Raw genomic sequence first — 26,779 nt, 5'->3', positions numbered from 1 at the left:
AGGGATGTTTTGTGCCTTCAGCGGCCACACGTTTAAGGCGAGGTCGTCGGAGAAGGTTAAAGTGATATTGCGTTCGGGCTGTCGGCCGAAAACGAGGATCGACCGCCAGCCTGGCACGGAAAGCCGATGAAGGTTGCCGCATGACTGCGGTCCCTGCAACGGAATTCTGTGCCGGTCCCTTCGGGGGCAGTGTTTGAGTGAACCGGCAGGCAAGCGGCTTCATGAGGATGCCGTCAGCTCGCCAAAGCGGGGAATAATCGGGCGGCTATTTTAGCGGAAGCCGCCCGGTGGAATTGAAAGGCGGCATTATGCAGATGAATACGATGACGGCGGGCGGGCTCGACAATGGGGAAGTGGCGCCGCAGACGTTTGGCTCCATTCGCCTTGAAGTGGGAGAAGCAAAGGCGGAAATGCAGCACAGCATCTTGTTTGAGCGCGTCAGCGCTCGCTTGAAGGCGCAGGTCGGCCCTGACGTCTATGCCAGCTGGTTCGCCAGGCTGAAGCTTCATTCGGTATCGAAGAGCGTGGTTCGCCTGTCGGTTCCCACCACCTTTCTGAAATCCTGGATCAATAATCGTTATCTCGATCTCATTACCGGTCTGTTCCAGGCCGAGGATCCGGAAATTCTAAAGATCGAAGTCCTGGTGCGCACGGCGACACGCAGCGGCACGAAGACGCTCGATGAGGCGGTCCAGCCCGAGCCGGTCGTTGCCCCCCAGTCGCGCCGCCCCGCAAGCGCCCAGCCGGCCGGCCAGGCCGTCCAGCAGGCGGTTTCCTCCGTTGCTGCGGCAAGGCCCGCAAGCTTTGGCTCGCCGCTCTTCGGCTCGCCGCTCGATAGCCGCTTCACCTTCGACACCTTCGTCGAAGGCAGCTCGAACCGCGTCGCGCTTGCAGCGGCGAAGACGATCGCCGAAGCCGGTTCCGGCGCCGTGCGCTTCAATCCGCTGTTCATCCATTCGACGGTCGGCCTCGGCAAGACCCATCTGCTGCAGGCAATCGCCAATGCGGCGGTGCAGAATCCGCGGGCACTGCGCGTCGTCTATTTGACGGCCGAATATTTCATGTGGCGCTTCGCCACCGCGATCCGCGACAATGACGCGCTAACGCTGAAGGATTCGCTGCGCAACATCGATCTCCTGATCATCGATGACATGCAGTTCCTCCAGGGCAAGATGATCCAGCATGAATTCTGCCATCTGCTCAACATGCTGCTCGACAGCGCCAAGCAGGTCGTCGTCGCCGCCGACCGCGCCCCTTGGGAGCTGGAATCGCTCGATCCCCGTGTGCGTTCGCGCCTGCAGGGCGGTGTCGCGATCGAATTCGACGCGCCGGATTACGAGATGCGCCTGGAGATCCTCAGGCGTCGCCTTGCGGCAGCCCGGCTCGAAGATCCGTCGCTGGAAATTCCGGCCGAGCTGCTCCAGCATGTCGCCCGCAACGTCACGGCCAGCGGCCGCGAACTCGAAGGCGCTTTCAACCAGCTGGTCTTCCGGCGCTCCTTCGAGCCGAACCTGTCGATCGAGCGCGTCGATGAACTGCTTGCTCATCTCGTCGGCTCCGGCGAACCCCGCCGCGTGCGCATCGAGGACATCCAGCGCATCGTCGCCAGGCACTACAACGTCTCGCGCCAGGAACTGGTTTCGAACCGCCGCACCCGCGTCATCGTCAAGCCGCGCCAGATCGCCATGTATCTGTCGAAGACGCTGACGCCGCGCTCCTTCCCCGAGATCGGCCGCCGTTTCGGCGGGCGCGATCACACGACCGTGCTGCATGCCGTGCGCAAGATCGAAGAGCTGATTTCCGGCGACACCAAGCTGTCGCACGAAGTCGAGCTGCTGAAGCGGCTGATCAACGAATAGAATTCAAAGTGTTCCAGTGTCGTTTGCGCGTCTGGAAAGACGCGTGGCGTTGCAGACATTCGATGGCCGGAAGCGATTCCGGCCGTTTTCTTTTATAAGCTTTTTATTCTATACCTCCGGCCATCCAATGCCGGTCGCCCGGAAGGGCGCAGCGGTTTTGGAATGTGACATAAGACGAAGAAGCGCCGAAAAGGGCGCAACGGGAGGAATGATGAGTTTCAGAAAGATCGCCGTTCTCGGCCTCGGCAAGGTTGGACGGCTGGCGGCAACGCTATTGCATGAAGGTGGCTTCGAGGTCATCGGCGTCGATGCGCAACTGCCGCTGGGCGACGTTCCGTTCAAGTGCCGCACCGGCGATATCTCCGATCCTGCGGTGATCCGCGAGTTGCTCTCCAATGTCGAGGCAGTGCTCTCCTGCCTGCCTTATCATCTGAACATCGAATTGGCGCGCGCCGCCCATCTCGCCGGCATTCATTATTTCGATCTGACCGAAGACGTTCCCACAACGAATTTCATTATCGAATTGTCGAAGACTGCCCGCGGCCTGATGGCGCCGCAATGCGGCCTGGCCCCGGGTTTCGTCGGCATCGTCGGCGCCAGCCTAGCCGACGGCTTCGAGCGCTGCCGTTCGATCCGCATGCGCGTCGGTGCCCTGCCGCAGCATCCGACGGGATTGCTCGGTTATGCCTTCAACTGGTCGCCCGAAGGCGTCGTCAACGAATATCTGAACGATTGCGAGGTCATCGAGGGCGGGATGCGCAAGCTCGTCTCGCCGATGGAATGGCACGAAACCGTCTATGTCGGCGGCGTCAAGCTCGAAGCCTTCACGACCTCGGGCGGCCTTGGCACCATGTGCGACACCATGCTCGGCAAGATCGACAATCTCGACTACAAGACCATGCGTTATCCCGGCCACATGGAGCTGATGAACTTCTTCTTCCATGAGCTTCTGATGCGCGACAAGCGCAAGCTGGCCGGCGAAATCCTGACCAACGCCAAGCCGCCGGTTGAAGACGACGTCGTCTATGTGCATGTCGCAGCCGAAGGCACGGAGAACGGCAGCCTGCGCCGCAAGGAGTTCGTGCGCGCCTATTATCCGATCGAGATTGCCGGCGCGCGCCGCACGGCAATCGCCTGGACGACGTCGGCCTCCGTCGTTGCCGTGATCGAAATGGTCCGCGACGGCCTGCTGCCGGCGACCGGCTTCCTGCACCAGGAGCATATTCCGCTGGAGATGTTCCTGAAGACGCCGACCGGCAGCCTGTTCAAGGCGGGCGCCACCAGCCACGGCTGAAAACGCCTGTCGATGCGGCGGCGATGTCGATGCCGCCGCACTCGAAACCAATGGTCCCATGGACCTCAGCAGGCGAGATCGGCGACGACGGAATCGAGGATCAGCATGCCCGAGGGTGTGCAGCGCAGGCGTGAATTGCCGATCCGCTCGATGAATTTGTGTTCGAGCAGAAACTCTTCGCGTTTCGGGTCGAGGTCGCGGCCGGAAAGCTGCTGCCAGCGGGCAAGATCGACGCCTTCCCGCAGCCGCAGTCCCATCAGCAGCAATTCGTCGGACTGTTCCTCGTAGCCGAGCCGTTCCTCGTCGAGAATGCCATGGCCGTCGCGCTCGACCATCTCGAGCCAGGCTTCCGGCTTGCGCTCGGTCGCCGTCGCGATTTTTTCGGGGCCGCGCGTCAGCCTTCCATGCGCGCCCGGGCCGATACCGGCATAATCGCCGTAACGCCAGTAGGTCAGGTTATGCCGGCTTTCGGCGCCCGGCCGGGCGTGGTTGGAGACCTCGTAGGCCGGCATGCCCTCGCGTGCGGTGATCTCCTGCGTCGCCTCGTAGAGCACGGCCGATTGCTCGCCATCCGGCACCACCAGCTTGCCCGATTTATGCAGGCCGTAAAAGGGCGTGCCTTCCTCGATGGTCAGCTGGTAGAGGGAGAGGTGGTCGACCGCATAGGAGATCGCCTCCTTGAGTTCCTTTTCCCACTGTTCGACCGTCTGCTCCGGTCGGGCATAGATCAGGTCGAAGGACATGCGCGGAAAAATGTCACGCGCCAGCCGGATCGCCTTCAGCGCATCGGCGACGTCATGCAGCCGGCCGAGGAATTTCAGATCCCGATCGTTCAACGCCTGCACGCCGAGCGAGACGCGGTTGACGCCGGCCGCCCGGTAGCCGCGGAAGCGGTCGGCCTCGACGCTCGAAGGGTTCGCCTCCATGGTGATCTCGATGCCGGCAGGCACATGCCAGTGCCGGGCAATGCCGTCGAGAATGGCCGAGACCGTTTCCGGTTTCATCAGCGAGGGCGTGCCGCCGCCGAGGAAGACGCTGGTGACCGTCTTCGGGCCGCTGATGGCCCGGACCGCCGCCATCTCCTTCAGGAAAGCGGCCGCAAAGCGCTCCTGATCGACCGGCTGATGACGCACATGGCTGTTGAAATCGCAATAGGGACACTTCGCCGCGCAGAAGGGCCAATGCACATAGACGCCGAAGCCGGGCTCGCCGGTATCGGGCAGAAGTGCGGCGTCTCGCGAAAGGCTTGGCGTGTCGAAATTGTCCACGAACCGACCTTATGCCTCCAGGCAGGTTTCGACAAAGAGTTTGAAGGCACGGGCCCGGTGCGACAGCGCCTGCGGCTTGCCGATCGCCCAGCCGTGTTTTTCCTCGCCGCTCATCTCGCCGAAGGTGACGCCATATCCCTCGGGCTGGAAGACCGGATCGTAGCCGAAGCCCTGCGTGCCGCGCGGCGGCCAGACGACATTGCCCTCTACCTCGCCGCGGAAGAGCTCCGTGTGACCGTCCCGCCAGGCAAGGCAGAGCACGCTGACGAAACGCGCGGTGCGCTGTTCCGGCTTGGTCGCGCCGGCATCCTGCAGCGCCTTTTCCACCTTCGCCATCGCGATGTCGAAATCGCGCGTGCCGTTGGATGTCTCCGCCCAATTGGCGGTATAGACGCCGGGATCACCGCCGAGCGCGTCGACCACCAGGCCGGAATCGTCCGAAAGCGCCGGCATGCCGGCAGCATTGGCCGAGGCGACCGCCTTGATCGTCGCATTCTCCTCGAAGCTCGTGCCGGTTTCGTCAGGTTCGACGAAATTCAGCTCGGCCGCCGATTTGGCGGTGAAGCCGAGCGGGCCGATCAGTTCCTGGATCTCGCGGATCTTGCCGGCATTGTGGCTGGCGACGACGATGGTCTTCGTTTCGAGCTTGCGCATTCAGATATCCTGTTCGATGCCCCAGATTTTAGCCTCCGCGCATTCCAGGCTGTTGCCGGCGGGATCGCGGAAATATATCGAGCGGCCGCCATTCGGCCAATGCACTTCCGATTCGATCGCAACGGCCGCCGCCCTCAGCCGCTCGGCCATGGCATCGATATTGCGGCCTGAGACCCTGAAGCAGGCATGGCCATTTCCGCTCGTGCCGTGCGGCGGCACCTGCAGCGCGTCGGGCGCCGGCGGCTTCACCGTTTCCTCGGGATTGAAGATCAGGAGAACGCCGGGGCCGCAGCGGAAGAAGACATGCCGGTTGGCAGCGCGGGTAATCTTTTCAAGCCCGAGAACGTTCTCGTAGAACGCCTCGGCCTCATCGAGATCCCGCGCATAGAGCGCCGTTTCCAGCATGCCTTCCAGCATGGAGTTCATCCCGCAATCGCCTGTTTCTGCAGGGCGACGAGCTCGCCGATGCCGTTCTTGGCAAGACCCATCAGCGAGGTGAATTCCTCTTCGGAAAACGGCGTGCCTTCGGCCGTCCCCTGGATTTCGACGATCCCGCCGGCGCCGGTCATCACGAAGTTGGCGTCGGTCTCGGCCGAAGAATCCTCGAGGTAATCGAGGTCGATCACCGGCTGGCTGGCGAAAACGCCGCAGGAGATGGCGGCGACATGATCCTTCAGGACCCGGTCGACCTTGATCATGTTGCGGCTTTCCATCCATTTCAGGCAGTCGTAAAGCGCGATCCAGCCGCCGGTGATCGAGGCTGTCCGGGTGCCGCCATCCGCCTGGATGACGTCGCAATCGAGAGTGATCTGCCGCTCGCCGAGCGCCTGCAGATCGACGACGGCGCGCAGCGACCGGCCGATCAGCCGCTGGATTTCCTGGGTGCGGCCACCCTGCCTGCCGGCGGCCGCCTCGCGTTTCATGCGCTCGCCGGTCGCCCGCGGCAGCATGCCGTATTCGGCCGTGACCCAGCCCTTGCCGGTATTGCGCAGCCATGGCGGCGTTTTTTCTTCGAGACTCGCAGTGCAAAGCACATGCGTATCGCCAAACTTCACCAGGCAGGAGCCTTCCGCATGCTTGGAAAAATTGCGCTCGAACGAAACCTTGCGCATCTGGTCGATTTTTCTGCCTGAAGGCCGCATTCTTATCTCCTGGGGTTTGTTGACCGCTTCTACGATTGGCGGCGCTCATTTGCAAATTCCCTTTTGCCACGGGTGCAAGTTTGACTTAACTTTGGGCAGTATCATCAGCGCGGGTTCGAGAGGTTCATGGGCATCAGGTCGACATCGGTTTCGGATGCCGTTGCTGCGCTCGACGAGCGCTCCAGGGAAATTTTTCGCCGCATCGTCGAAGGCTATCTGGAGAGCGGCGAGCCGCTCGGTTCGCGCAATCTGTCCCGCCTGCTGCCGATGTCGCTGTCGCCGGCCTCGGTGCGCAACGTCATGAGCGATCTCGAAGATCTCGGCCTGATCTATTCGCCGCATATTAGCGCCGGCCGGCTGCCCACCCAGATCGGCCTGCGATTCTTCGTCGATGCCTTCATGCAGGTCGGCGACCTCTCGGCCGAGGACCGCGCCAGCATCGACCGTCAGGTGCGGGCCGAAAGCGGCGGCAATCCGGTGGAATCGATGATGAACGAGGCGAGCCGCATGCTGTCGGGCATTTCGCGCGGCGCCGGCCTGGTCATCACCTCGAAAAGCGATCCGGTGCTCAAACATGTCGAGTTCATCCGGCTGGAACCGACAAAGGCGCTGGCCGTGCTCGTCGGGGATCACGATCAGGTGGAGAACCGCATCATCGAGCTGCCGGCGGGCGTCACCTCCTCGCAGCTGGCGGAGGCGGCGAATTTTCTCAATGCCCACATGTCCGGCCAGACCCTGCCGGAGCTGCGCAAACAATTAAGCCAGCTGAAGGATAACGTCCGGCACGAACTCGATGCCCTGTCGCGGGATCTCGTCGAGCGCGGCATCGCCGTCTGGGCCGGCAGCCCGGACGAGGGCAAGCCGGCGCAGCTGATCATCCGCGGCCGCGCCAACCTGCTCGAAGGTCTCGCCGGCGCCGAGGATCTCGACCGGCTCCGCCTGCTGTTCGACGATCTCGAAAAGAAGGACAGCCTGATCGAGATCCTCAATCTCGCCGAAACCGGTTCGGGCGTGCGCATCTTCATCGGCTCGGAAAACAAGCTGTTCTCGCTCTCCGGCTCGTCGCTCATCGTCGCGCCCTATCGTGACGATGACGATCGCATCGTCGGCGCCGTCGGCGTCATTGGCCCGACGCGGCTCAATTATTCCCGCATCGTGCCGATGGTGGACTATACCGCCCAGCTCGTTTCCCGGCTTTCGCGCAATCCGCTTTGACAGTTTGACGAAGACGGCGGAATTTTCGCTTCTTTGTCACGCAGACTTGATTTTTTTCGGTCAAACCTCGATATCGGGCGCATCTGAAGACACCAACCGGAGACCGTCATGACCGATGACACGACGAAAAACGGACCTGACGCAACTGCGGCCGATGCCGCAGCCGACGCTGCCGCCTACGTCGAGAACGATATTGCGCAGGAAGAGGCCTCGCAGCCGGACCCGCTCGAGCTTCTGAAAGCCGAAAACGGCGAGCTGCGCGACCGCTATCTGCGCCTAGCCGCCGAGATGGACAATCTGCGCCGGCGCACCGAGCGCGAGGTGAAGGATGCCAAGTCCTATTCCGTCGCCGGTTTTGCGCGTGACATGCTCGCCGTCTCGGACAATCTGCGCCGGGCGCTCGATGCGATCCCTCCGGAGGCCAAGGATGCGGCCGATGCCGGCCTGACCACCCTGATCGAGGGTGTCGAGATGACCGAGCGCGCCATGCTGTCGGCGCTCGAGCGCCACGGCGTTCGCAAGCTTGAGCCGATCGGCCAGAAGTTCGACCCGAATTTCCATCAGGCGATGTTCGAGGTGCCGAACCCCGAGGTGCCGAACAACACGGTCGTCCAGGTCGTACAGGCAGGTTTTTCCATCGGCGAGCGCGTGCTGCGCCCGGCCATGGTCGGCGTCGCCAAGGGCGGCCCGAAGGCGGCCGAAGCCGAAACCAATTCCGTCTTTGACGAGAAGGACGCCTGAGACCATTTCCCTTTGTTGAAGGACGCCGAAATCAGATGCGGGCGAAACGTTCGATCAAAAGATCGAAGAAGCCGTCCGCATCGACATGGCGCATGACTTTTGCATTGCGCTTGCGCTCGGTGACGTACCACCAGTCGACGACCGTCATGCCGGCGGTGAGTTCGGAGCCGACCTCGATCTCGACATTGCAGTCCCGGCCATTGAAAAGCTCCGGCTTCAGCAGGTAGGCGATCACGGTCGGGTCATGCAACGGCCCGCCGTCCGAGCCGTATTTCTCGATATCGAAGCGCTCGAAGAATTCCAGCATCTCGACCATCGCCTTAACAGGCGCCGTACCGATCTCGGCCATGCGCTTTACCCGGTCTTTGCGGGTCAGCAATTGGTGCGTCACATCAAGCGGCATCATCACGATCGGCACGCCTGAGCGGAAGACGATATCGGCGGCCTCGGGATCGACATAAATATTGAATTCGGCCGCTGGCGTGATGTTGCCGCCCTCGAAGAAGCCGCCGCCCATCATCACCAATTCGCGGATGCGCGGGGCAATGTCGGGGGCCTTTTGCAAGGCCATGCCGATATTGGTGAGCGGTCCGAGCGTGCAGAGCGTCACCGTGCCCTCAGGCTCGCGGCGCAGTGTCTCGATGATGAAGTCGACGGAATGGCCGGGCTGCAGCGCCATCGTCGGTTCGGCGAGCTCAGGACCGTCGAGACCGGTCTTGCCGTGCACATGTTCGGCGGTCACCAGCTTGCGGGCGATCGGCCTGTCTGCGCCGGCGAAAACCTTGGTCTCCGGCCGGCCGCAGAGCTCGCAGACGATGCGCGCATTGCGACTGGTAAGCGAAAGCGGCACGTTGCCGGCAACCGTGGTGATCCCCAGCACCTCAAGCTCGTCGGGGCTGCCGAACGCCAGCATGATGGCGGCCGCGTCGTCCTGGCCGGGATCCGTGTCGATGATGATCTTTCTCACGCTTGTCATTCGATCGTCCCATCCCTCGCTATGCCGGTTGTCTCGGCATGCAGCATTTATTCATTTCCCGTCACAAATCAGCACATTTCGCGCCGGCACGTTTTGATGCGAGGCAGCCAGCTCTTTGTCAAGCAAGGACGCCAGCGGCCATCTTAAAATCGAGAAGGCTTAAATCGATCAGGCGGCGCCAACCGGCCGCCTGTGCCTTGCAGCGCCGGGTTGCTGTCCCCATATTAGCGGCATCCGGATGCTGCGCTTAAGGTCCGGGATGGTCGCTTGCATCAAGGACTTGAAAAAAGATGAGCCGCATTACCCCTTTCGCCAGCCCGCTGCTTCTGGGCTTCGATGCCATGGAAAAGACACTGGAGCGCATTTCCAAGGCGAGCGACGGATATCCCCCCTATAATATCGAACGCATCGGCGCCGATAGCGGCGCGCCGGAACGTCTGCGCATCACGCTGGCTGTGGCCGGTTTCGGCGAGGAGGAACTCGATGTTTCCATCGAGGAGAACCAGCTTCTGATTCGCGGCCGTCAGGTGGAACAGGGGGAACGGGACTATCTCTATCGCGGCATCGCCGCCCGCCAGTTCCAGCGCACCTTCGTTCTTGCCGACGGCATGCAGGTGTTGGGAGCCGGTCTGAAGAACGGTCTGCTCTCCGTCGATCTAATTCGTCCGGAACCCGCGCGCATGGTCAAGAAAATTAACATTTCGGTTTCACAGTAGCACAACGGTTTGTCGAACCGTTGGTCCCTTCTTCCGGAGGAACAGGAATGTTGATGAAAGAAGCCACGTCTCACTTGACCAAATCCGAGCTTGCCCACATCGGCAGCGGCGAGGTCGCCTATATCAGAAAGATGCGCACCGAAGAGGTCGCCAAGTGTTTTCCAGAGGCGCCGGATATCGATCCGAACGTCGATCTCTGGGCACTCTTCGGCGCCGACGGCACGCCGATCCTCTTGACGGACAACCGCTCCAGCACCTTCTTCAAGGCTGCCGAGGACGAGCTGAAGACGGTCAGTCTGCACTGACCGTTCAATAGTGCCTGTCGCGTTTCACCGCTCTTGCGGTGCGTGGTCGTTGTAGCCGATTAGCGGTGCTCGCGACGGATGTCGCGACATATCGCCTTACAGGACTATGAAAAACGAAATGCCATCAGGCATTTGCAGCGATGCTGCTTCGGGATAAACTGATCGTCGTTGGTGCCGCACGGCACGGCTTCACGATCGTCCTTCAACAGCTTCCAGCGCCGGATTCAGATCTTCCGGAACGTCAGATAGGCTGACGACCGGCCCTCACGCCGGGCCTTGGCCTCGTAACGCGTGCTCGGCCAGCCCTCGTAAGGCGTCAGCCAGTCCGCTGCATTATCGGCCATCCAGTCGAAGCCGCTATGGTCGCCGCATTTGAGCAGCGTCCAGTTGACATAGGTGTCGATGTCGGAGGCGAAGCAGAACAGGCCGCCGGGCTTCAGCACGCGATGAAAGCGGTCGAGATTGGTCTTCGAAACGAAGCGGCGTTTCCAGTGCTTCCGCTTCGGCCAGGGGTCGGGATAGAGCAGGTCGATCTGATCGAGCGAAGCGTCCGGCAGCCAGTCGAGCAGTTGCGTCGCGTCGTCGTTATAGACGCGGATATTGCGTGCTCCGGTCTCACCGATGCGAGACAGCAGTTTCTGCATGGAATTGACGAAGGGCTCGACGCCGATGAAGCCGATGGAGGGTTTCTCCAGGGCGCGGTGGATCAGGTGTTCGCCGCCGCCGAAACCGATTTCCAGCCGCAATTTTTCGACCGGAGCCGGGAAGAGGGATGTCAGCGGCTCCGGTGGAGCCGCCGGGAGATCGATAAGGAATGCCGGCAGCAGGCTGTTCAGCGTTTCGGCTTGCTGTTCGCGCAGGGCCTTGCCCTTGCGGCGACCGAAGAAGGCTTCCGTCGCCCGGCCGCGGCGTTCCATATCAGTCATGCTTTATCTCAGGCCTTCACGCTTTCCTTGAGCGCCTTCACCAGATCGGTGCGCTCCCAGGAGAACGAGCCGTCGCGGCCGGCTTTGCGGCCGAAATGGCCATAAGCGGAGGTCTTCGCATAGATCGGCTTGTTGAGGTCGAGATGGCGGCGGATGCCGGTCGGCGACAGGTCCATGTTCTTGCGGATCGCCGCCTCGATCTGATCTTCGCTGACCTTGCCGGTGCCGTGCAGGTCGACATAGATCGACAGCGGCTGGGCAACGCCGATCGCGTAAGAAATCTGGATCGTGCAGCGGTCGGCAAGGCCGGCAGCAACGACATTCTTGGCGAGGTAGCGGGCGGCATAGGCGGCCGAACGGTCGACCTTCGTCGTGTCCTTGCCGGAGAATGCGCCGCCGCCATGCGGAGCGGCACCGCCGTAGGTGTCGACGATGATCTTGCGGCCGGTGAGGCCTGCATCGCCGTCCGGTCCGCCGATGACGAACTTGCCGGTCGGGTTGATGTACCACTTGCAATCGTCAGCGATCTTCAGTTCGCCGAGCGCTTCTCTTATATAGGGCTCGACGACGGCGCGGACCTTCGTCGAATCCCAGCTCTCGTCGAGATGCTGGGTCGAAAGCACGATCGAAGTTGCTTCCGACGGCTTGCCGTCGACGTAACGCACCGTCACCTGGCTCTTGGCGTCGGGACCGAGCTTGGCGACTTCGCCGTCGCCCTTCTTGCGGGCAACCGCGAGCAGCTGCAGGATCTTGTGGGAATAATAGATCGGAGCCGGCATCAGGTCTGGCGTTTCCTTGCAAGCGTAACCGAACATGATGCCCTGGTCGCCGGCGCCTTCGTCACCCTGCTGGTCGGCGGCGCTGTCGACGCCCTGAGCGATGTCGGCCGACTGCGAGTGCAGGAGCACGTCGATCTTGGCCTTCTTCCAGTGGAAGCCGTCCTGCTCGTAGCCGATATCCTTGATGGCGCGGCGGGCGGCGGCCTTGAACTTCGACGGATTGATGACGTCCTTGCCGTCCTTGTCCTTCTTCATCAGGCTCGGCGGCAGGCGGACTTCGCCGGCGATGACGACGCGGTTGGTGGTCGCCAGCGTTTCACAGGCAATGCGCACGCCCCACGGATTGACGCCGGTCTTGGCCGCTTCGCGGTAGACCAGATCGACGATCTCGTCGGAGATGCGGTCACAGACTTTGTCCGGATGACCTTCGGCAACAGATTCGCTGGTAAAGAGATAATTCGCGCGCATTCCGGGATTCCCCTCAAAGAACAAAAAGCTAGCTAGTAGGTACTCAGTTCGCGGCTCGATGACAAGCGCAGAAGGACATAAATATATCTTTATATCTGCGTCAAAGTGACAAATTTTGCCCCAAAAACGCAAAAAAGCGGCCTTTCGACCGCCTTTCGGATTTTGCGAGGGAGGTGGTTCAGTCGGCGTCGGCTTCAGCAGCCAAAGCCTTGACCAGCTCCACGACCTTGCGGCGAACCTTCGGATCGGAAATCTTCACGAAGGCGCGGTTGAGCTGCAGGCCTTCGGAAGAGGAGAGGAAATCGACGACGTAATTTGAGCTCGAAGCTTCGGCCATGCCGCCGCCGGCACCGGAATGTTCGCCGGGCGCGTCCTCGAAGAAAAAGGAAACCGGAACATTGAGGATGTTCGAGATATTCTGCAGACGGCTTGCGCCGACGCGGTTGGTGCCCTTTTCGTATTTCTGGATCTGCTGGAAGGTGATGCCGAGGCTTTCGCCGAGTTTTTCCTGGCTCATGCCCAGCATTGTTCGGCGAAGGCGAATGCGGCTGCCAACGTGAATGTCGATCGGGTTAGGCTTCTTTTTGTTTTCAATCATGGTCGTGCCCTAGCTAAGAATTTCAACCTGTTTAACCGGCATGCCCTGATCCATCCCAAACGCCACGTTGCAAGCGGTGTGAACCCACCTTTGAACAGACATTCGAAACGCCGATTGTCATCACTATGCAATTTTAGGGGTTTTTGGTCAATTCAACCCAGAAATAAAACCTCTACGAGAAACCAGCGCAATCAAAATGAGCAGCGCCTCGGTCAACCAGAAGTATGTTTGCCGGGGGAATGTTGTTCCACCCTTTACGCCGAGCCTATCAAGAGTTGCATCAATAAAGCCGGTTTGTTCGAGATCAAGGCCGGCAATAATTTCCCCCTGTGTATTCACAATTGCTGAAATACCGCTATTGGCGTCGCGAATCAGCGGCAGGCCGGTCTCGACGGCCCGCACCCGCGCCTGCTGGAAGTGCTGATAGGGGCCGGGGGTCGCACCGAACCAGGCATCGTTGGTGATATTGAGGATCGCATTGGCGTCTTTGATGTCGCCGGTCATTTCATCGGGGAAAATGATCTCGTAGCAGATCAGCGGATAGAGATTGAGCCCGCCTGGCAGCGCCAGCAGGTGCCGGCTCGCCGCTGCCGAAAACCCTCCCGGCATCTCGACGACGTTCTGGATGCCGAATTCGGTAAGCAGGTCTTCGAAGGGCAGGTACTCGCCGAACGGCACCAGATGCACCTTGTCGGAGGCGGCGATGATCTGGCCGCGGCCGTCGATCACGTAGATGGAATTATAGTAGCGCGTCGGCGTGCCCGGTCCCATCTCCTCGGCGCGCACCGCACCGGCGATCAGGATCTGGTTGTCGTCGAGCGTATCGGCGATCCGTGTCAGCGCATCCTGGTTGTCGGTCAGGATGAAGGGGATCGCGGTTTCCGGCCAGACGATGATGTCTGGCTTGCGCCCGCCATTTTTCGGTGCTTCGGCCGACAGCTTCAGATGCGTCTCGAAGATCGCATTGCGGTCGGCGTCGTTGTCCATCTTCGCCGCCTGATCGATATCAGGCTGCACCAGCCGCACGACCGGCTGCTTGTCCTGCGGCAAGGCTTCCGGCCGCGGCGCGAGATGGAGGACATAGGCGCCATAACCGAGATGGGCGGCAAACAGCAGAACGGCAAGCGCGATGCCCGCCAGCGCGCCTTGCCGTGTGCCGAGAAGGGCCGGCGCAGAAAAGACGAAGACGGCAAGCGCCGTCACTCCCATCGCCCCGATCACATGCGCCGACTGCATCATCAGCGGAACCGGCATCATGCCGTAACCGATGGCGTTCCAGGGAAAGCCGGTCAGGATCACGCTTCGAAGCCATTCCATCAGCCCGAAGCCGGCCGCCAGTGCGGCGATCCGTCCCATGCCGTCGGACCAGAAGATGCGGGCAAGGGCGGCCGCCAGCCCGTAGAAAATCGCCAGACCGGCCGGCAGGCCGAGAATGGCGAGCGGCAGCGCCCAGGCAAAATCCTCCTGATCGACCAGCAGCGCATGGCCGAGCCACCAGAGACCGGCGACGAAATAGCCGAAGCCGAACAGCCAGCCGGTGGCAAAGGCCGGCCACAGCCTGCCGACCACGCCGCTGTCAGGCGAAGCCGCCGCCCCGTCGATCAGCCAGACGAGCAGCGGGAAGGAGACGAACATTGCCGCGAAGAAGCCGAAGGGCGGCAGCGCCAGCACGGCGAATGCCCCGGCGGCGATAGCCAGCAGCGACCGTTTCAAACCCCAGACGAGGATAACCCTGTCCGCAAGCCGCTCCATGCGCACTCCCATCAAACCGCGAATCAACCCATTCGCAGTCTTTCAAAAAAGCGGCTCTTTGTCCTGTCAGTTGGCGGTCGATTCCGCCGGCCGGTCGTCGCCGGGGTCGGAGCCGGGCGGAATGTCGCCATCCACCTTGGCGCGGCGGCGGATCGCATGGCGCTTGCGGGTAATGCGCAGCCGCTTGATGCGGCGCGGATCGGCGTCGAGAATGTGGAATTCGAAGCCCGGCAGCGCTTGGACGACTTCGCCGCGAACCGGGATGCGGCCGAGCGCGGAGAAGATCAGGCCGCCCAGCGTATCGACCTCGTCGACCTGCTCGCTGATGTCGAAATCCGGCCCGATCGCTGCGGCGATCTCTTCCAGTTCGACGCGGGCATCGGCGATGAAGACGTCTTCGGCGACCCGCTTGAACATCACCTCTTCGTCGTCATGTTCGTCGTCAATGTCGCCGACCACCATTTCGACGATGTCCTCGTGCGAGGCGAGGCCGTCAGTGCCGCCATATTCGTCGATGACCAGCGCCATCTGCGTGCGGTTCACCTGCATGCGGCGCAACAAGTCGGAGGCCAGCATCGACGGCGGTACGAACAGGATCTTGCGGATGATGCCGGCTTCCGTCAGCGTCTTCTGCAAGTCGACGCGGGCGAGATCCAAATTCGGCTTGGCCGAACGCGTGGTCTTCTGGATGTTTTCGGGCGCAACCTCGATCGCCGGCAGCGCCGGCACGGCAACGGCCGGTTTCGTCGGGCCGCGGCGTTTGTTGCGCGCCTGCTTGGCGACATAGGAGAGCAGGTCGCGGATATGCACCATGCCGCGCGGATCGTCGAGCGTATCGGCATAGACGGGCATGCGCGAGCGGCCGGATTCCTCAAACAGGATCATCAGCTCGCCGATGGTGATGTTCTGGTCGACCGCCTCGATATCGGCGCGCGGCACCATCACGTCAGCGACGCGCACCTCGCGAAAGCGCAGGATGTTGTGCAGCATTGCCCTTTCGTCGGGCGAAAAGGCGTCGTCGCCGGCCGCATCGGTCATCAGCGCGTCGGCAAGATCTTCGCGCAGCCGCGAGCCTTGCTGCGGGCGAAGGATGCGCGCGGCGCGCGACCAGAAGGATTGAGATCGGCCGGATGGCCGACTACTACTGCCCGCCTCGTCCGAAGAGGAGGATGGCTCGGAGTCCTTGGCGTCTGCCGCCGGCTTCGTCGTAAAGTCGCTCATGGTTCCATTTTAAGGTCTTGACCCTCGTAGGGATCAGATAGGCCGAGCTGCGCCAAAATGCGAGTCTCCAGCCCCTCCATAATTTCGGCTTCGGCACTATTCATATGGTCGTAGCCGAGAAGATGCAAGAAACCATGCACCAGAAGATGGGTCAGGTGGTCGTCGAAACTCTTTTCGAGCTCGACGGTTTCCCGTTCCACCGTCTCCCGCGCGATGATAATGTCGCCGAGCATCGGACCAGGCATCTTGCCGGGCCGAACCGGAAAGGCCGGAAAGGAGAGCACGTTGGTCGCCTTGTCCTTGCCGCGCCATTCGGCGTTGATGTCCTGAATCGAGGCGTCGTCGGTGAAGACAAGCGAAACCTCCGGCGGCATGGTCGGGAAGGGCTGTTTCTCGCTGTCGCGAAGATAGATGACGGCCGCGCCGAGCACGCGTTCGCAAAAGGACAGCAGCGTCTCTTCGCCCGGCCAGCCGATGTCGTCGACGCTGATCTGGATATCGAGTTCTGCCATCAGTCCTGCCGGCGGACTTCTTCGGCTTCGGCGGCATAGGTGGAATCATAGGCCCTGACGATGCGCCCGACCAGCGGATGGCGGACGACGTCGGTATCCTTGAAGCGCACGATCGAGATGCCCTCGACGCCGTTCAGAAGCTGCAACGCCTCGACGAGGCCGGATTTGACGCCGCGCGGCAGGTCGATCTGGCTCGGGTCGCCGGTGACGATCATCCGGGCATTCTCGCCGAGACGCGTCAGGAACATCTTCATCTGCATCGATGTGGTGTTCTGCGCTTCGTCGAGGATGATCGCGGCATTGGCAAGCGTGCGGCCGCGCATGAAAGCGAGCGGCGCGATTTCGATGACGCCGGCAGTGATCGCCCGGTCGACCTTGTCGGCCGGGATCATGTCATAGAGCGCGTCATAGAGCGGGCGAAGATAGGGATCGACCTTTTCCTTCATGTCGCCGGGCAAGAAGCCGAGGCGCTCGCCGGCTTCGACGGCCGGGCGCGACAGGATGATCTTTTCGACCGCCCCGCGCTCCAGCAGCTGGGCGGCATGGGCGACGGCGAGATAGGTCTTGCCGGTGCCGGCCGGCCCGACGCCGAAGACCAGCTCGGCGCGTTCCAGCGCCCGGATATAGGCGTCCTGCGTCGGCGTGCGGGCGATGATCGTCTTCTTGCGGGTGGAAACCTGCGCCATCGTCAGCTTGGCCTTGCGCTCCATTGTGGGAAGGCTGAGCTGATCGTCGGCGGCGACCGCCATGCGGATTGCGCCCTCGACGTCGGATCGTTCCACGCTGCCGCCTTTCTGAAGCTTCTCATAGAGATAATCGAGCGTGCGCCGCGCCTGGTTGGTGGTCACGACATCGCCTGATATGACGACGGAATTACCGCGAGCCCGCGCATCGATGTTGAGCCGTTCCTCGAGCAGCTTGAGGTTCTGGTCGAATTGACCGAAGAGCTCGCTGGCGAAGCGGTTGTTCTCGAACGTCAGGACGAAGTGATTGGAGTCGCTCGGCGTGCGGGGGTGGCGCGGTGAAGAAGAAACCAATTCTTGTCCGTTCAAGCGGTCGGGCTCCTTGGGTTAAACCGCAGCCTCTGCGTGTTCGGCAAACAGGCTGTTGTTTCCGGTTCCTGTGATTCGCACTTTAATAATGTCACCGATTTGCGATGCTTTTGCATCAACATTCACAGATTGAAGCCAGGGAGAACGGCCGATCAGCTGTTCCGGCATGCGACCGGGCTTTTCCAGCAACAGGTCGATCTCTTTGCCGATGCAGGATTCGGCAAATTCCTGCTGCTGCTTCAGGAGAAGCGCTTGCAGGCGTTCCAGCCGTTCTGCCTTGATCTGTTCCGGCACCTGGTCCTTCAGTTCCGCGCCGGGCGTGCCCGGCCGTGTCGAGTATTTGAATGAAAAGGCCTGCGCATAACGGACCTCCTCCACAAGCCTGAGTGTATCCTCAAAATCGGCGTCTGTCTCCCCCGGAAAGCCGGTAATGAAATCGCCCGACAGCGCGATATCGGGCCGCACCGTGCGGATGCGTTCGATCAGGCTGAGATATTCGGCCGCCGTGTGGCGCCGGTTCATCGCTTTGAGGATGCGGTCGGAGCCCGATTGCACCGGCAGATGGAGGTAGGGCATCAGCGCCCGCAGATCGCGATGGGCGTCGATCAGCCGGTCGTCCATGTCACGGGGATGGCTGGTGGTGTAGCGCAATCGCGCAAGGCCGGGGATTTCGGCAAGCCGATAGAGCAGGTCGCCGAGGCTCCATGCCTCGCCCTGCGGCCCGGCGCCGTGCCAGGCATTGACGTTCTGCCCGAGCAGGGTGATCTCGCGCACACCACCTTCGACGAGCTTTTCGGCCTCCTCGACGATCTGAGAGACCGGCCGCGACACTTCCGAGCCGCGTGTATAAGGCACGACGCAGAAGGTGCAGAACTTGTCGCAGCCCTCCTGCACCGTCAGGAAGGCGGTGACGCCGCGGGCGCGGATCTTTTTGCTTTCGGCGATCGGCAGATGCTCGAACTTGTCCTCGATGGCATATTCCGTATCGACGACCCGCTGGCCCTCCTTCGCCCGGCGCAGCGCCTCCGGCAGGCGGTGATAGGTCTGCGGGCCGATGACGACGTCGACGGCGGGCGCGCGGCGCAGGATCTCCTCGCCTTCGGCCTGGGCGACGCAGCCGGCAACGCCGATCATCATCTCCCGTCCGTCCGCCGCCTTCCTCTTTTTCATGTCGCGCAGCCGTCCGAGGGCCGAATAGACTTTCTCGGCTGCCTTCTCACGGATATGACAGGTGTTGAGCAGAACGAGGTCCGCCTCTTCCATGTCTTCGGTCGGTTCGTAACCGTCGCGGGCGAGCGCGTCGCTCATACGCGTGGAATCATAGACGTTCATCTGGCAGCCATAGGTCTTGATGAAGACCTTGCGGCTGTTGGAGCCATCTCGGAGTATCTGTTCCGGAGCCGGGAGAAGGGCGCTGTCCTGTGTCATGGCGCGCTATTTAGTGGTTTTTGCCGTCCGAGAAAAGGGACTCTCGGTTTAAAGCGCGTCGCGATCTTTCAGATCCGCTCCTTGCGCTTTAAGTCTTTATTTTACACATGTCTTTCCTGCAAAACCGCGGGACACTTTTGTGCGACATGCTCTAGACGACATTTCGCCCGCGCAGGCTTGTATTGAGCAGGCTGCGGATGCGGGTGGCGATCGCAGCGCTCACCTCCTTGCGATTGGTGTCGGCGCGATATTCCACCGCCTCGCCGAAGGAGACCTCGGCGTCGATCGCGCCGCAGCGCACGATGTCGAGGAGGTGCGGCAACAGCTCGATATCGCCCGGCCAGGCAGCGAGCGGCCGGTGAAAGCGCCCCATGGCGATGCCGTGCACCCTGGTATAGGCAACCGCCACCGGCTGCACCACGACGGTTCCGGTCGGCGAAGCGGGCACGGCCATGGCGGCGGCGCCGAACAGCGAAGACTTGACCTCCAGCAGCCGGTTGCCATCCGAGGTTGTGCCCTCAGGAAAGAGCACGACGATTTCGCCGTCGGCCATGCGCCCGGCGATCTCGTTAGCCTGGTGACCGGTCCGGCGCCTCTCCTCGCGCACGACGAAGACGCTCTTCTGCAGCTTGGCGAGCGTGCCGAAGATCGGCCAGTCGGCCACCTCGATCTTGGCGATGAAGGCCACATCGGCAACGGACGACATCACCATGATATCCATCCAGGAGGAATGGTTCGAGCAGAGCATCAGCGGCCGGCGCTCTTCCAGCCGGCCGCTGACACGGACTCGGATGCCGAGACAATAGCAGACGATACGGTGCCAGACGCGTGGCAGCCGGCGGCGCAGCCGCCAGTCGAAACGCAGCGCCAGCAGTTGCAGCGGCACGAGCACGATGCTGACGGCCAGGATGACGACCGCAGCACAGGCAATGCGCAGCCAGGCGATCAAATGCTGCTCTCCCGGGCTGCCATTGCTTCAGCGATCGTCCTTCTTCAACGGAACGCCGTAAAGCTCCAGCCGGTGGTCGACCAGCTGGAAGCCATGCTCGCGGGCGATGCGCTCCTGCAGCGCCTCGATCTCCGGCGAGCGGAATTCGATGACGGTGCCGGTCTTCAGGTCGATCAGGTGGTCGTGATGCTCTTCCGGCACCGTCTCGTAACGCGAGCGCCCGTCGCGGAAGTCGTGGCGGGCGATGATGCCGGCATCTTCGAACAATTTCACGGTGCGATAGACCGTCGAGATCGAGATCTTCGCATCGACCTTCACCGAGCGGCGGTAGAGCTCTTCGACATCGGGATGGTCTTCGGAATCTTCGAGGATGCGCGCGATCACGCGGCGCTGCTCGGTCATGCGCATGCCGCGTTCGGTGCAAAGCTCCTCAAGGGTCTTGGCTGCGTCCGTCATGGCCCGCCTTTAAAAATATATTCATATTGCGCCAATGCCGGACGGCTTGGGCGCCGGCCAGCATGTCATCTCTCTGTCAGGGAACTAGCGAAGAACGCGCTTCATGACAAGCGCCGTGGAGAGGGCGCCGTTTTCCTGCTTGTAATAACCCTTGCGTTCCCCGACCTTTTCGAAGCCGAGCTTGCGATAGAGGCCAAGCGCTGCCGTATTGCCGTCGTCGACTTCGAGAAACATGCTCTCGCCGCCGCGTGCGCGGGCTTCCCGCATCGCCGCCTGCATCAGCCGCCAGCCAAGCCCGGCGCGGGCGACCTTCGCCTGCACGGCGATCGTCAGGATCTCCGCCTCGCCGGCGACATGGCGGGCAAGGATAAAGCCGGGAAGCGGCTTTTTCAGGATGGCGTTGGTTTGGCGCGCCACGAATCCGAACACGGTGTCCTGCATCAGCAGCCCGTGAAATTCACCATCGCCCCAGGGCCGGGCAAAACGCTCGCCATGCAGGACCGCGACATCGCGGCAGTCCTCACGCTCCATGGCGATGATCTCGAATTCCGGCTTCAGCGTCAGATAGGCTTCCAGCATCGTCATACTCGTCGGGCAATCGCATACCCGGCCTGCGGCTTGGCGTCGGGTCCGCGCAGATAAAGGGGCTTCGGTTTTCCGGCATCGGGGGAGGCGGCAGCACCGAGGCGCGCCACCACAGAGATCGGGAATGTGTTGGTGTGATCGCCGCCGGCGTCCGGCTTCAGCAGGGCCGTCGCCGAACCGGCGATTTCGCCGTCGAAGCCTTCGGCAAAAGCCTGTGCTTGCGCAACGCTTAACGCCCGCGGCGTGTCGAGGGGCGAACCGTCCGATGAAAAGGACTGGAGGTAGATTTCGTCCCGCTTGGCGTCCATCGCCGCCAGCACGGGGCGATGCGGTGTCTTTTCGCGCTGGGCTGATGCCATGACCTCGAGCGTGGTGACGCCGACGGCGGGCACATTGAGGGAAAGCGCAAAACCGCGGGCTGCGGCAACGCCGACGCGGATACCGGTAAACGAGCCAGGGCCGATGGTGACAGCAATCCGGTCAATATCGGAAAGCTCCATATCAGCCTGATCGAGCGCGCGATCGACGATACCGATCAGATGTTCAGCATGCCCCTTGCCGATCATGTCCGATGCCTCCCCCAGCACCGTATTCCTGCCGCTGTCGTAAACGGCGGCAGCGCAGTCTACACCTGCCGTGTCGAGCGCCAGAACAATCATGCCATCAATTTCCGAAAAATCTATTGTCGCCTGATCATAAATTCGTCTTGCCGAACAAGAGATGAACGGCCCGACGAACGCCAGAATTTTAAGCGGCAATCACTTCCTGCACTTCCGGAACGAAATGCCGCAGCAGGTTCTGAACGCCATGCTTCAGCGTTGCCGTCGAAGACGGGCAGCCGGCGCAGGAACCCTTCATGTTCAGATAGACCTTGCCGTCCTTGAAGCCGCGGAAGGTAATATCGCCGCCGTCCTGTGCAACGGCGGGGCGCACGCGGGTCTCCAGAAGTTCCTTGATGGTCAGCACGATCGATTCGTCGCCTTCGTCAAAAAACTCGTCGCCGGCGTCGAGGTCTTCGGAGAGGATGGAAGCATCGCCCATGACAGGCTTGCCCGACATGAAATGCTCCATGATCGAGCCTAATATAGCCGGCTTAAGATGCTGCCATTCGGCATCGTCCTTGGAGACGGAAATGAAATCATAGCCGAAATAGACGCCGGTAACACCGGGGATTTCGAACAGTCGGGCCGCGAGCGGCGAAGCTTCGGCCTCCTCAGCGCTGCGGAACTCGGCCGTGCCGTTTTCCATCACCACCTTGCCCGGCAGGAACTTCTGCGTGGCGGGGTTCGGCGTGGCTTCGGTCTGAATGAACATCTGGTTCTCCATGCGGCCGGCCCATAGCACAGCCGTCTTTAGAATTCTTCAAAAGAAGATAAGCCCATTGCTGGCACCATTCAAGAGATTTTTACTCAAGAAATTATCAGCAGAGGGCGTCGATTTCCTCGTTGGTCAGCGTATCCGGCAGCACGGTGACCGGGATCGGAAACGCTGCTGCGCGGCCGGCGATCGACGAGACCAGCGGTCCCGGACCTTCCTTTGCCGAACCGGCGGCCAGAACGAGGATCGCCACATCGCGGTCATCCTCGATCACGGCGTTGATCTGTTCGGCCGCACCACCTTCGCGGATAACAACCTCCGGCTCGATGCCGATCGTCTCGCGCACGATCTGGGCGATCTTGGCGACGACCGCCTCGGCCTCCTCACGCGCCTCGGCCCGCATGATCGCCTCGACTCCGAGCCATTGCTGGAAATCCCCATCGGGGATGACGTAGAGCAGCACCAGCCCGCCATTGGAATTCTTCGCGCGCCGGCCGGCATAATGAACGGCGCGTTGGCATTCGGGTGTACCGTCGATCACCGCCATAAACTTGCGGCGATGACCTTCGAGCCGTGAGAGTCGCTTCGATACCATGGCGCGGACTCTGACACCCGAAGCGGAAAATTTGCAAGCCCAGTTTTTCCTCTTCAGCCCCGGCGGGGGAGAGATCTAGCTCAGTAGACGAAGCCGATGACGTCGCGCACTTGGCTCATCGTCACCTCGGCGCGGGCTCTGGCGCGTTCGCCGCCCTTGCGCAGGATGGCGTCGATATGGCTGGTATCGTCCATCAGCCGGCGCATCTCGCCGGTGATCGGCGCCAGCACGTGGATGGCGAGGTCGACCAGCGCCGGCTTGAAGACGGAGAATTGCTGGCCGCCGAATTCAGCCAGCACCTCGGCCTTCGATTTGTCGGCAAGGGCCGCATAGATCGCCACCAGATTGTCGGCTTCCGGCCGGCCCTGCAGCCCGTCGATCTCGCTCGGCAAGCCGTCCGGATCGGTCTTGGCCTTGCGGATCTTCTTCGAGATCGCCTCCTCGTCGTCCATCAGATTGATGCGCGAGAGGTCCGAAGGGTCGGATTTCGACATTTTCTTGGTGCCGTCGCGCAGCGACATGACGCGCGGCGCCGGCCCGCCGATCAGCGGCTCGACCATCGGGAAATAGGCATGCACCGGCTCGTTGCCGACGGTGATGTCGACGCCGTAATCGGTCTTGGCGATATGCTCGGCATAATCGAGGTTGAACTTCATCGCGATGTCGCGGGCAAGTTCCAGATGCTGCTTCTGGTCCTCGCCGACCGGCACATGGGTGGCGCGATAGACGAGAATGTCGGCGGCCATCAGGCTCGGATAGGCGTAGAGGCCGAGCGAGGCCTGCTCGCGGTCCTTGCCGGCCTTGTCCTTGAACTGCGTCATGCGGTTCATCCAGCCGATGCGGGCGACGCAGTTGAAGATCCAGGCGAGTTCGGCATGCTGCGGCACGGCCGACTGGTTGAAGACGATATGTTTTTCCGGATCGATGCCGGCGGCGACGAAGGCGGCAGCGATCGAGCGCGTCTGGCCCGGCATGTCCTCATGTACGAGCTGGGCGGTCAGCGCATGCATGTCGACGACGCAGTAGATGCAGTCATTGCCTTCCTGCAGCGCCACGAACCGGCGGATCGCGCCGAGATAATTGCCGAGATGCAGATTGCCGGTCGGCTGCACGCCGGAGAATACGAGTTTCTTGAATTCGCTCATGTCGTCCTCAATAGGCTGGTGGAGGGCCTACAGCGCCGCGCGTCTTTTCAGACGCGCAAAGGACGCTGTAACACTTCAATCTGCTGCATAATTCCTAAATCGATTCCGGTTTAGGAATTATGCAGCGGGCTTGTTTCGCCTGTGTTCCTAACGCCGCGGCTTATGCACGTCCAACCGGTCGCAATCAAGAGGTTGCGGCTGGGGCATGCTGGATCAGATCGAAGCTGTTGCCGTAGGGATCGGCAAAGACCGCGACCGTGCCGTAAACCTCGTGCCTGGGCTCTTCGAGAAAGCGCACGCCGGCGGCGAGCATCGCGGCATGATCGCGGGAAAAATCATCGGTCTTCAGAAAGAAGCCGACACGGCCGCCCGTCTGATTGCCGATCGCGGCCCGCTGCGTCGCGTTTGCCGCCTGCGCCAGCAGAAAAGCGGCGCCATCTCCGCCTCTGGGCTTCACCACCACCCAGCGCTTGCCCTCCGGCTGCGGCTCGTCCTGCAGGCAATCGAAACCGAGGGCGTCGCAATAGAAAACCTTGGCCCGGTCGTAGTCGTCGACGACGAGGGTGATGAGGAAAAGCGACTGGATTGTCATGGCATATCTCCTGACTGAGATGTTTATTCCCATTTGGATCGGCGATATCCGTTATTTTAAGCCAAAGTGATCAAGCCGTTTACTCACAATTGAGTATAAAATTTCACAAAAGCTTTTATTGAACTGAAAATCCTTAACTGCGCGGGGGCGGCAATGACCGACTCGTCAACCGCCAGGAGGACCCATGCAAAACGCCAGTTTGCTCGCCATGGCAGGCCTTATCGCCCTACAGTCCGCAACCAGCGCCGTCGGTCAAGACAGCAAAAGACCGGCCGTTGACCTGCCGAAACATGAAGCGCGCCTCGCCTACACGGTCCAGACCGTCAGCGTTCGCGCCGGCTGTTTCCCCGAGCGTCTTCGAGCGGTCCTGTCGCATATCGCCGCCAAAACCGGACGCCGGCCGATGATCACGTCGGGCCTCCGGCCACATCCCCGCCGTCATGGTTCCCTGCATGGAAAATGCCTCGCCGCCGATATCAGGATGCCGGGCCTGTCGGAACGCACCATCATCGCCGCCGCCAAAACCGCGCCCGGCATTGGCGGCATCGGCACCTATTGCAACGGTATCGTCCATGTCGATGTCGGGCCGCAGCGGCGATGGGTGGATTGTTAGAGCGATTTTGAAAGTGCTGCTCGGGCCCGTGTCTCGACCTCATCCTTCCGTCTTCACCGGCTTGCGGTTCAGATTGCGCCGGATCATGCCGAGATCCGCCCCGCCGATGAGGAAGGCGGCGGCGAAATAGACCAGCATGGAGATCGCGATCAGCAGGCCCAGCGTGCCGATCTTGGTCAGAAGCGGCGCGCCGGAGGCAAGCCAGGGGGCAAAATACTGCTTGAGGAAGACGATGGCAGCACCCATGACCGCGGCAGCGACGATCAACAGGACGGTGCGTTTTGCCAGTGCCCATTCCCATGCCAGATGGCCGCGGCGCAACAGCGTGGTGAACAGCAGCACGGTGCTGATCCAGCCGGCCGTGGCTTCGGCAACGGCAATACCGGGCGCGCCCATATAGGGAAAGAGGGTGAGCGCGGTGGCGCAGTTGGTCGCCACCGCGATCGCCGAAAAGCGCATAGGCGTCTTGGTGTCCTCGCGCGCATAAAAGCCCGGCTGCAGCGCCTTGATCAGCACGAAGGCCGGTAGGCCGATGCCGTAAATAGCCAGGATCGCGCCGACGACGGCGGTGTTTTCCTGATGGAAGGCGCCGCGCTCGTAGAGCACGCGGATAATCTCGTCCGACAGGATCCAGAGCGCGAAGGCGGCGGGGATGGTCAGGAACAGCACGAATTCGATCGAGCGGTTCTGCAGGTTCCCGGCCTCGCGCAGGTGGCCGCCCTTCAGCGCCCGGGCAAGTTCCGGCAGCAGCACCACGCCGACGGCGACGCCGACGACGCCGAGCGGCAGCTGGTAGATCCGGTCGGCATATTGCAGCGCTGCGATCGCGCCGTCGCGGGAGGAGGCGATCGCCTGGCCGATCAGCTGGTTGATCTGGGTGATGCCGCCGGTCACCGCAGCCGGCACCGCCAGGATCAGCAGCCGCTTGACGTTCGGGGTCATCTTCGGGAAGCGGAAACCGATGCTCATGCCGGCCGCAAGCACGCCGATATAGACAACGGCGAGCTGCAGGACGCCGGCGGCAAGGACGCCAAAGGAGAGATACCAGGCCGTCGCCAGTGGATCGGCGCCGGTATAGAGCGCATAAAACAGCGCTCCGATCATCACCACGTTGAGGAAAACCGGCGCGATCGCGGCGGCGAAGAAATGATGCAGCGAATTCAGCATGCCGCTCATCATCGCCGTCAGCGACATGCACATCAGATAGGGAAACATCACTGCCGCCATGCGAATGGTGATCGAGAATTTTTCCGGATCGTCGGCAAAGCCCGGCGCGATGACGAAGCGCACCAAAAGCGGCATGGTAAGCTCCATCACGATGGTGATGAGAAGCAGCACCGAAAACAGCACGCCGAAGACTTCCTCCGAAAAGCGCTTGGCGCCATCGGTGCCGTTCGCCTCGATCTCCTTGGCAAAAAGCGGCACGAAGGCGGCGTTGAAGGCGCCTTCGGCAAACAGCCGGCGGAAGAGGTTCGGGAAGCGGAAGGCGGCGTAGAAGACGTCGGCCATCGGCCCGGTGCCCAGCGCCGCCGCCATCAGGGTTTCGCGGGCGAAGCCGAAGATGCGGCTGCCGAGGGTGGCACCGCCGACGGTGGCAAATTTCTTGACGAGGCTCATGCTT

General features: G+C 61.8%; 29 protein-coding genes. 7 read left to right on the top strand and 22 right to left on the bottom strand.

The window, feature by feature from the left end:
- Window positions 1–308 precede the first annotated feature (308 nt).
- Window positions 309–1,859 carry a chromosomal replication initiator protein DnaA gene (dnaA, locus tag ATY29_RS30730; RefSeq protein ID WP_003570833.1) on the top strand — a complete coding sequence of 517 codons (1,551 nt, stop codon included), beginning with the start codon at window positions 309–311 and terminating at the stop codon, window positions 1,857–1,859.
- A 211-nt stretch (window positions 1,860–2,070) separates the two neighbouring features.
- Window positions 2,071–3,153, top strand: a complete 1,083-nt coding sequence (locus ATY29_RS30725; RefSeq protein ID WP_003570832.1) for a saccharopine dehydrogenase family protein — start codon at window positions 2,071–2,073, stop codon at window positions 3,151–3,153.
- Between the two features lie 65 nt (window positions 3,154–3,218).
- Here ATY29_RS30725 and hemW read toward each other — a convergent pair whose 3' ends face one another.
- The 4 genes from hemW to rph are packed head-to-tail and all read right to left on the bottom strand — an operon-like array spanning window position 3,219 to window position 6,217.
- On the bottom strand, window positions 3,219–4,421 hold the full coding sequence (gene hemW, locus ATY29_RS30720) for a radical SAM family heme chaperone HemW (RefSeq protein WP_003570831.1): 1,203 nt from the start codon (window positions 4,419–4,421) through the stop codon (window positions 3,219–3,221).
- Window positions 4,422–4,430: 9 nt separating this feature from the next.
- A complete protein-coding gene (gene rdgB / locus ATY29_RS30715; protein WP_097533683.1) occupies window positions 4,431–5,075 on the bottom strand; it encodes an RdgB/HAM1 family non-canonical purine NTP pyrophosphatase in 645 nt (214 codons plus the stop codon).
- Window positions 5,076–5,501 carry a VOC family protein gene (locus ATY29_RS30710; protein ID WP_097533681.1) on the bottom strand — a complete coding sequence of 142 codons (426 nt, stop codon included), beginning with the start codon at window positions 5,499–5,501 and terminating at the stop codon, window positions 5,076–5,078. It abuts the gene before it with no gap.
- Window positions 5,498–6,217, bottom strand: coding sequence for a ribonuclease PH (gene rph / locus ATY29_RS30705; protein ID WP_025415198.1), 720 nt, complete (start codon window positions 6,215–6,217; stop codon window positions 5,498–5,500). Before rph ends, ATY29_RS30710 begins: the two co-directional genes overlap by 4 nt.
- A 126-nt stretch (window positions 6,218–6,343) precedes the next feature.
- Here rph and hrcA point away from each other — a divergent pair, with 126 nt between their 5' ends.
- Both hrcA and grpE read left to right on the top strand, forming a co-directional pair.
- Window positions 6,344–7,432 (top strand): heat-inducible transcriptional repressor HrcA, encoded by a 1,089-nt coding sequence (hrcA, locus tag ATY29_RS30700; RefSeq protein ID WP_003570826.1) that lies wholly within the window; start codon window positions 6,344–6,346, stop codon window positions 7,430–7,432.
- A gap of 108 nt (window positions 7,433–7,540) precedes the next feature.
- The gene (gene grpE, locus ATY29_RS30695; RefSeq protein WP_003570825.1) at window positions 7,541–8,173 is read left to right on the top strand and encodes a nucleotide exchange factor GrpE; all 633 of its coding nucleotides are present in this window, start codon (window positions 7,541–7,543) and stop codon (window positions 8,171–8,173) included.
- Between the two features lie 31 nt (window positions 8,174–8,204).
- Here the strand turns inward: grpE and ATY29_RS30690 are convergent, their stop codons facing one another.
- Window positions 8,205–9,149: a nucleoside hydrolase gene (locus ATY29_RS30690; RefSeq protein ID WP_025415200.1), complete on the bottom strand. Its 945-nt coding sequence runs from the start codon at window positions 9,147–9,149 to the stop codon at window positions 8,205–8,207.
- Window positions 9,150–9,439: 290 nt separating this feature from the next.
- Between ATY29_RS30690 and ATY29_RS30685 the strand changes: the two genes are divergently transcribed.
- Both ATY29_RS30685 and ATY29_RS30680 read left to right on the top strand, forming a co-directional pair.
- Entirely contained in the window at window positions 9,440–9,865 is a 426-nt protein-coding gene (locus ATY29_RS30685) for an Hsp20 family protein (RefSeq protein ID WP_003570823.1), read from the top strand.
- Window positions 9,866–9,912: 47 nt separating this feature from the next.
- The gene (locus ATY29_RS30680) at window positions 9,913–10,170 is read left to right on the top strand and encodes a BQ00720 family protein (protein WP_003570822.1); all 258 of its coding nucleotides are present in this window, start codon (window positions 9,913–9,915) and stop codon (window positions 10,168–10,170) included.
- Between the two features lie 224 nt (window positions 10,171–10,394).
- Here the strand turns inward: ATY29_RS30680 and trmB are convergent, their stop codons facing one another.
- From trmB to ATY29_RS30600, 16 genes are all read right to left on the bottom strand, one after another.
- Window positions 10,395–11,096: a tRNA (guanine(46)-N(7))-methyltransferase TrmB gene (trmB, locus tag ATY29_RS30675; RefSeq protein ID WP_097533679.1), complete on the bottom strand. Its 702-nt coding sequence runs from the start codon at window positions 11,094–11,096 to the stop codon at window positions 10,395–10,397.
- 8 nt (window positions 11,097–11,104) lie between these two features.
- Window positions 11,105–12,343: a methionine adenosyltransferase gene (metK, locus tag ATY29_RS30670; protein WP_003570820.1), complete on the bottom strand. Its 1,239-nt coding sequence runs from the start codon at window positions 12,341–12,343 to the stop codon at window positions 11,105–11,107.
- Between the two features lie 178 nt (window positions 12,344–12,521).
- Window positions 12,522–12,941, bottom strand: coding sequence for a helix-turn-helix domain-containing protein (locus ATY29_RS30665; RefSeq protein ID WP_003570819.1), 420 nt, complete (start codon window positions 12,939–12,941; stop codon window positions 12,522–12,524).
- A gap of 147 nt (window positions 12,942–13,088) precedes the next feature.
- The gene (gene lnt, locus ATY29_RS30660) at window positions 13,089–14,693 is read right to left on the bottom strand and encodes an apolipoprotein N-acyltransferase (protein WP_003570817.1); all 1,605 of its coding nucleotides are present in this window, start codon (window positions 14,691–14,693) and stop codon (window positions 13,089–13,091) included.
- Between the two features lie 66 nt (window positions 14,694–14,759).
- The gene (locus ATY29_RS30655) at window positions 14,760–15,914 is read right to left on the bottom strand and encodes a hemolysin family protein (RefSeq protein ID WP_097533677.1); all 1,155 of its coding nucleotides are present in this window, start codon (window positions 15,912–15,914) and stop codon (window positions 14,760–14,762) included.
- Window positions 15,911–16,426 (bottom strand): rRNA maturation RNase YbeY, encoded by a 516-nt coding sequence (ybeY, locus tag ATY29_RS30650; RefSeq protein WP_003570815.1) that lies wholly within the window; start codon window positions 16,424–16,426, stop codon window positions 15,911–15,913. The genes ATY29_RS30655 and ybeY overlap by 4 nt, the downstream gene beginning before the upstream one ends.
- Window positions 16,426–17,478 carry a PhoH family protein gene (locus ATY29_RS30645; RefSeq protein ID WP_003570814.1) on the bottom strand — a complete coding sequence of 351 codons (1,053 nt, stop codon included), beginning with the start codon at window positions 17,476–17,478 and terminating at the stop codon, window positions 16,426–16,428. The genes ybeY and ATY29_RS30645 overlap by 1 nt, the downstream gene beginning before the upstream one ends.
- 18 nt (window positions 17,479–17,496) lie before the next feature.
- On the bottom strand, window positions 17,497–18,906 hold the full coding sequence (gene miaB, locus ATY29_RS30640) for a tRNA (N6-isopentenyl adenosine(37)-C2)-methylthiotransferase MiaB (RefSeq protein ID WP_097533674.1): 1,410 nt from the start codon (window positions 18,904–18,906) through the stop codon (window positions 17,497–17,499).
- Between the two features lie 151 nt (window positions 18,907–19,057).
- A complete protein-coding gene (gene olsA, locus ATY29_RS30635; RefSeq protein ID WP_003570812.1) occupies window positions 19,058–19,855 on the bottom strand; it encodes a lyso-ornithine lipid O-acyltransferase in 798 nt (265 codons plus the stop codon).
- A 27-nt stretch (window positions 19,856–19,882) separates the two neighbouring features.
- A complete protein-coding gene (locus tag ATY29_RS30630) occupies window positions 19,883–20,311 on the bottom strand; it encodes a Fur family transcriptional regulator (RefSeq protein ID WP_003570811.1) in 429 nt (142 codons plus the stop codon).
- An 84-nt stretch (window positions 20,312–20,395) separates the two neighbouring features.
- A complete protein-coding gene (locus ATY29_RS30625) occupies window positions 20,396–20,896 on the bottom strand; it encodes a GNAT family N-acetyltransferase (RefSeq protein WP_003570810.1) in 501 nt (166 codons plus the stop codon).
- The gene (gene tsaB / locus ATY29_RS30620; RefSeq protein ID WP_003570809.1) at window positions 20,893–21,555 is read right to left on the bottom strand and encodes a tRNA (adenosine(37)-N6)-threonylcarbamoyltransferase complex dimerization subunit type 1 TsaB; all 663 of its coding nucleotides are present in this window, start codon (window positions 21,553–21,555) and stop codon (window positions 20,893–20,895) included. Before tsaB ends, ATY29_RS30625 begins: the two co-directional genes overlap by 4 nt.
- 88 nt (window positions 21,556–21,643) lie before the next feature.
- Entirely contained in the window at window positions 21,644–22,210 is a 567-nt protein-coding gene (locus tag ATY29_RS30615; RefSeq protein ID WP_003570808.1) for a NifU family protein, read from the bottom strand.
- Window positions 22,211–22,316: 106 nt separating this feature from the next.
- Complete coding sequence (locus tag ATY29_RS30610; RefSeq protein ID WP_003570807.1) at window positions 22,317–22,808, bottom strand: universal stress protein; 492 nt, start codon at window positions 22,806–22,808, stop codon at window positions 22,317–22,319.
- Window positions 22,809–22,888: 80 nt separating this feature from the next.
- Complete coding sequence (trpS, locus tag ATY29_RS30605; protein WP_097533672.1) at window positions 22,889–23,953, bottom strand: tryptophan--tRNA ligase; 1,065 nt, start codon at window positions 23,951–23,953, stop codon at window positions 22,889–22,891.
- A gap of 184 nt (window positions 23,954–24,137) precedes the next feature.
- On the bottom strand, window positions 24,138–24,545 hold the full coding sequence (locus ATY29_RS30600; RefSeq protein ID WP_003570804.1) for a VOC family protein: 408 nt from the start codon (window positions 24,543–24,545) through the stop codon (window positions 24,138–24,140).
- A gap of 184 nt (window positions 24,546–24,729) precedes the next feature.
- On the opposite strand from ATY29_RS30600, the gene ATY29_RS30595 reads away from it, so the two are divergent.
- A complete protein-coding gene (locus ATY29_RS30595) occupies window positions 24,730–25,158 on the top strand; it encodes a YcbK family protein (protein WP_097533670.1) in 429 nt (142 codons plus the stop codon).
- Between the two features lie 39 nt (window positions 25,159–25,197).
- On the opposite strand, the gene murJ is transcribed toward ATY29_RS30595, so the two are convergent.
- Window positions 25,198–26,775, bottom strand: a complete 1,578-nt coding sequence (gene murJ, locus ATY29_RS30590; protein WP_003570801.1) for a murein biosynthesis integral membrane protein MurJ — start codon at window positions 26,773–26,775, stop codon at window positions 25,198–25,200.
- Between the last annotated feature and the right edge of the window lie 4 nt (window positions 26,776–26,779).

The sequence above is a fragment of the Rhizobium hidalgonense genome (assembly GCF_002914525.1).
Classification (GTDB): domain Bacteria; phylum Pseudomonadota; class Alphaproteobacteria; order Rhizobiales; family Rhizobiaceae; genus Rhizobium; species Rhizobium hidalgonense.
This window is presented reverse-complemented; position numbering and strand designations above follow the sequence as displayed.

Bases quoted from the DNA above. Each gene is read 5' to 3' on its own strand.
- rph (WP_025415198.1), bottom strand. From the start codon at position 6,217: ATGCGGCCTTCAGGCAGAAAAATCGACCAGATGCGCAAGGTTTCGTTC.
- murJ (WP_003570801.1), bottom strand. From the start codon at position 26,775: ATGAGCCTCGTCAAGAAATTTGCCACCGTCGGCGGTGCCACCCTCGGC.
- ATY29_RS30685 (WP_003570823.1), top strand. From the start codon at position 9,440: ATGAGCCGCATTACCCCTTTCGCCAGCCCGCTGCTTCTGGGCTTCGAT.
- lnt (WP_003570817.1), bottom strand. From the start codon at position 14,693: ATGGAGCGGCTTGCGGACAGGGTTATCCTCGTCTGGGGTTTGAAACGG.
- ATY29_RS30725 (WP_003570832.1), top strand. From the start codon at position 2,071: ATGAGTTTCAGAAAGATCGCCGTTCTCGGCCTCGGCAAGGTTGGACGG.
- ATY29_RS30680 (WP_003570822.1), top strand. From the start codon at position 9,913: ATGTTGATGAAAGAAGCCACGTCTCACTTGACCAAATCCGAGCTTGCC.
- ybeY (WP_003570815.1), bottom strand. From the start codon at position 16,426: ATGGCAGAACTCGATATCCAGATCAGCGTCGACGACATCGGCTGGCCG.
- ATY29_RS30655 (WP_097533677.1), bottom strand. From the start codon at position 15,914: ATGAGCGACTTTACGACGAAGCCGGCGGCAGACGCCAAGGACTCCGAG.
- trpS (WP_097533672.1), bottom strand. From the start codon at position 23,953: ATGAGCGAATTCAAGAAACTCGTATTCTCCGGCGTGCAGCCGACCGGC.
- ATY29_RS30625 (WP_003570810.1), bottom strand. From the start codon at position 20,896: ATGACGATGCTGGAAGCCTATCTGACGCTGAAGCCGGAATTCGAGATC.
- trmB (WP_097533679.1), bottom strand. From the start codon at position 11,096: ATGACTGATATGGAACGCCGCGGCCGGGCGACGGAAGCCTTCTTCGGT.
- ATY29_RS30665 (WP_003570819.1), bottom strand. From the start codon at position 12,941: ATGATTGAAAACAAAAAGAAGCCTAACCCGATCGACATTCACGTTGGC.
- ATY29_RS30615 (WP_003570808.1), bottom strand. From the start codon at position 22,210: ATGTTCATTCAGACCGAAGCCACGCCGAACCCCGCCACGCAGAAGTTC.
- ATY29_RS30600 (WP_003570804.1), bottom strand. From the start codon at position 24,545: ATGACAATCCAGTCGCTTTTCCTCATCACCCTCGTCGTCGACGACTAC.
- ATY29_RS30610 (WP_003570807.1), bottom strand. From the start codon at position 22,808: ATGGTATCGAAGCGACTCTCACGGCTCGAAGGTCATCGCCGCAAGTTT.
- tsaB (WP_003570809.1), bottom strand. From the start codon at position 21,555: ATGATTGTTCTGGCGCTCGACACGGCAGGTGTAGACTGCGCTGCCGCC.
- miaB (WP_097533674.1), bottom strand. From the start codon at position 18,906: ATGACACAGGACAGCGCCCTTCTCCCGGCTCCGGAACAGATACTCCGA.
- ATY29_RS30595 (WP_097533670.1), top strand. From the start codon at position 24,730: ATGCAAAACGCCAGTTTGCTCGCCATGGCAGGCCTTATCGCCCTACAG.
- ATY29_RS30630 (WP_003570811.1), bottom strand. From the start codon at position 20,311: ATGACGGACGCAGCCAAGACCCTTGAGGAGCTTTGCACCGAACGCGGC.
- ATY29_RS30690 (WP_025415200.1), bottom strand. From the start codon at position 9,149: ATGACAAGCGTGAGAAAGATCATCATCGACACGGATCCCGGCCAGGAC.
- rdgB (WP_097533683.1), bottom strand. From the start codon at position 5,075: ATGCGCAAGCTCGAAACGAAGACCATCGTCGTCGCCAGCCACAATGCC.
- dnaA (WP_003570833.1), top strand. From the start codon at position 309: ATGCAGATGAATACGATGACGGCGGGCGGGCTCGACAATGGGGAAGTG.
- ATY29_RS30710 (WP_097533681.1), bottom strand. From the start codon at position 5,501: ATGAACTCCATGCTGGAAGGCATGCTGGAAACGGCGCTCTATGCGCGG.
- metK (WP_003570820.1), bottom strand. From the start codon at position 12,343: ATGCGCGCGAATTATCTCTTTACCAGCGAATCTGTTGCCGAAGGTCAT.
- grpE (WP_003570825.1), top strand. From the start codon at position 7,541: ATGACCGATGACACGACGAAAAACGGACCTGACGCAACTGCGGCCGAT.
- hrcA (WP_003570826.1), top strand. From the start codon at position 6,344: ATGGGCATCAGGTCGACATCGGTTTCGGATGCCGTTGCTGCGCTCGAC.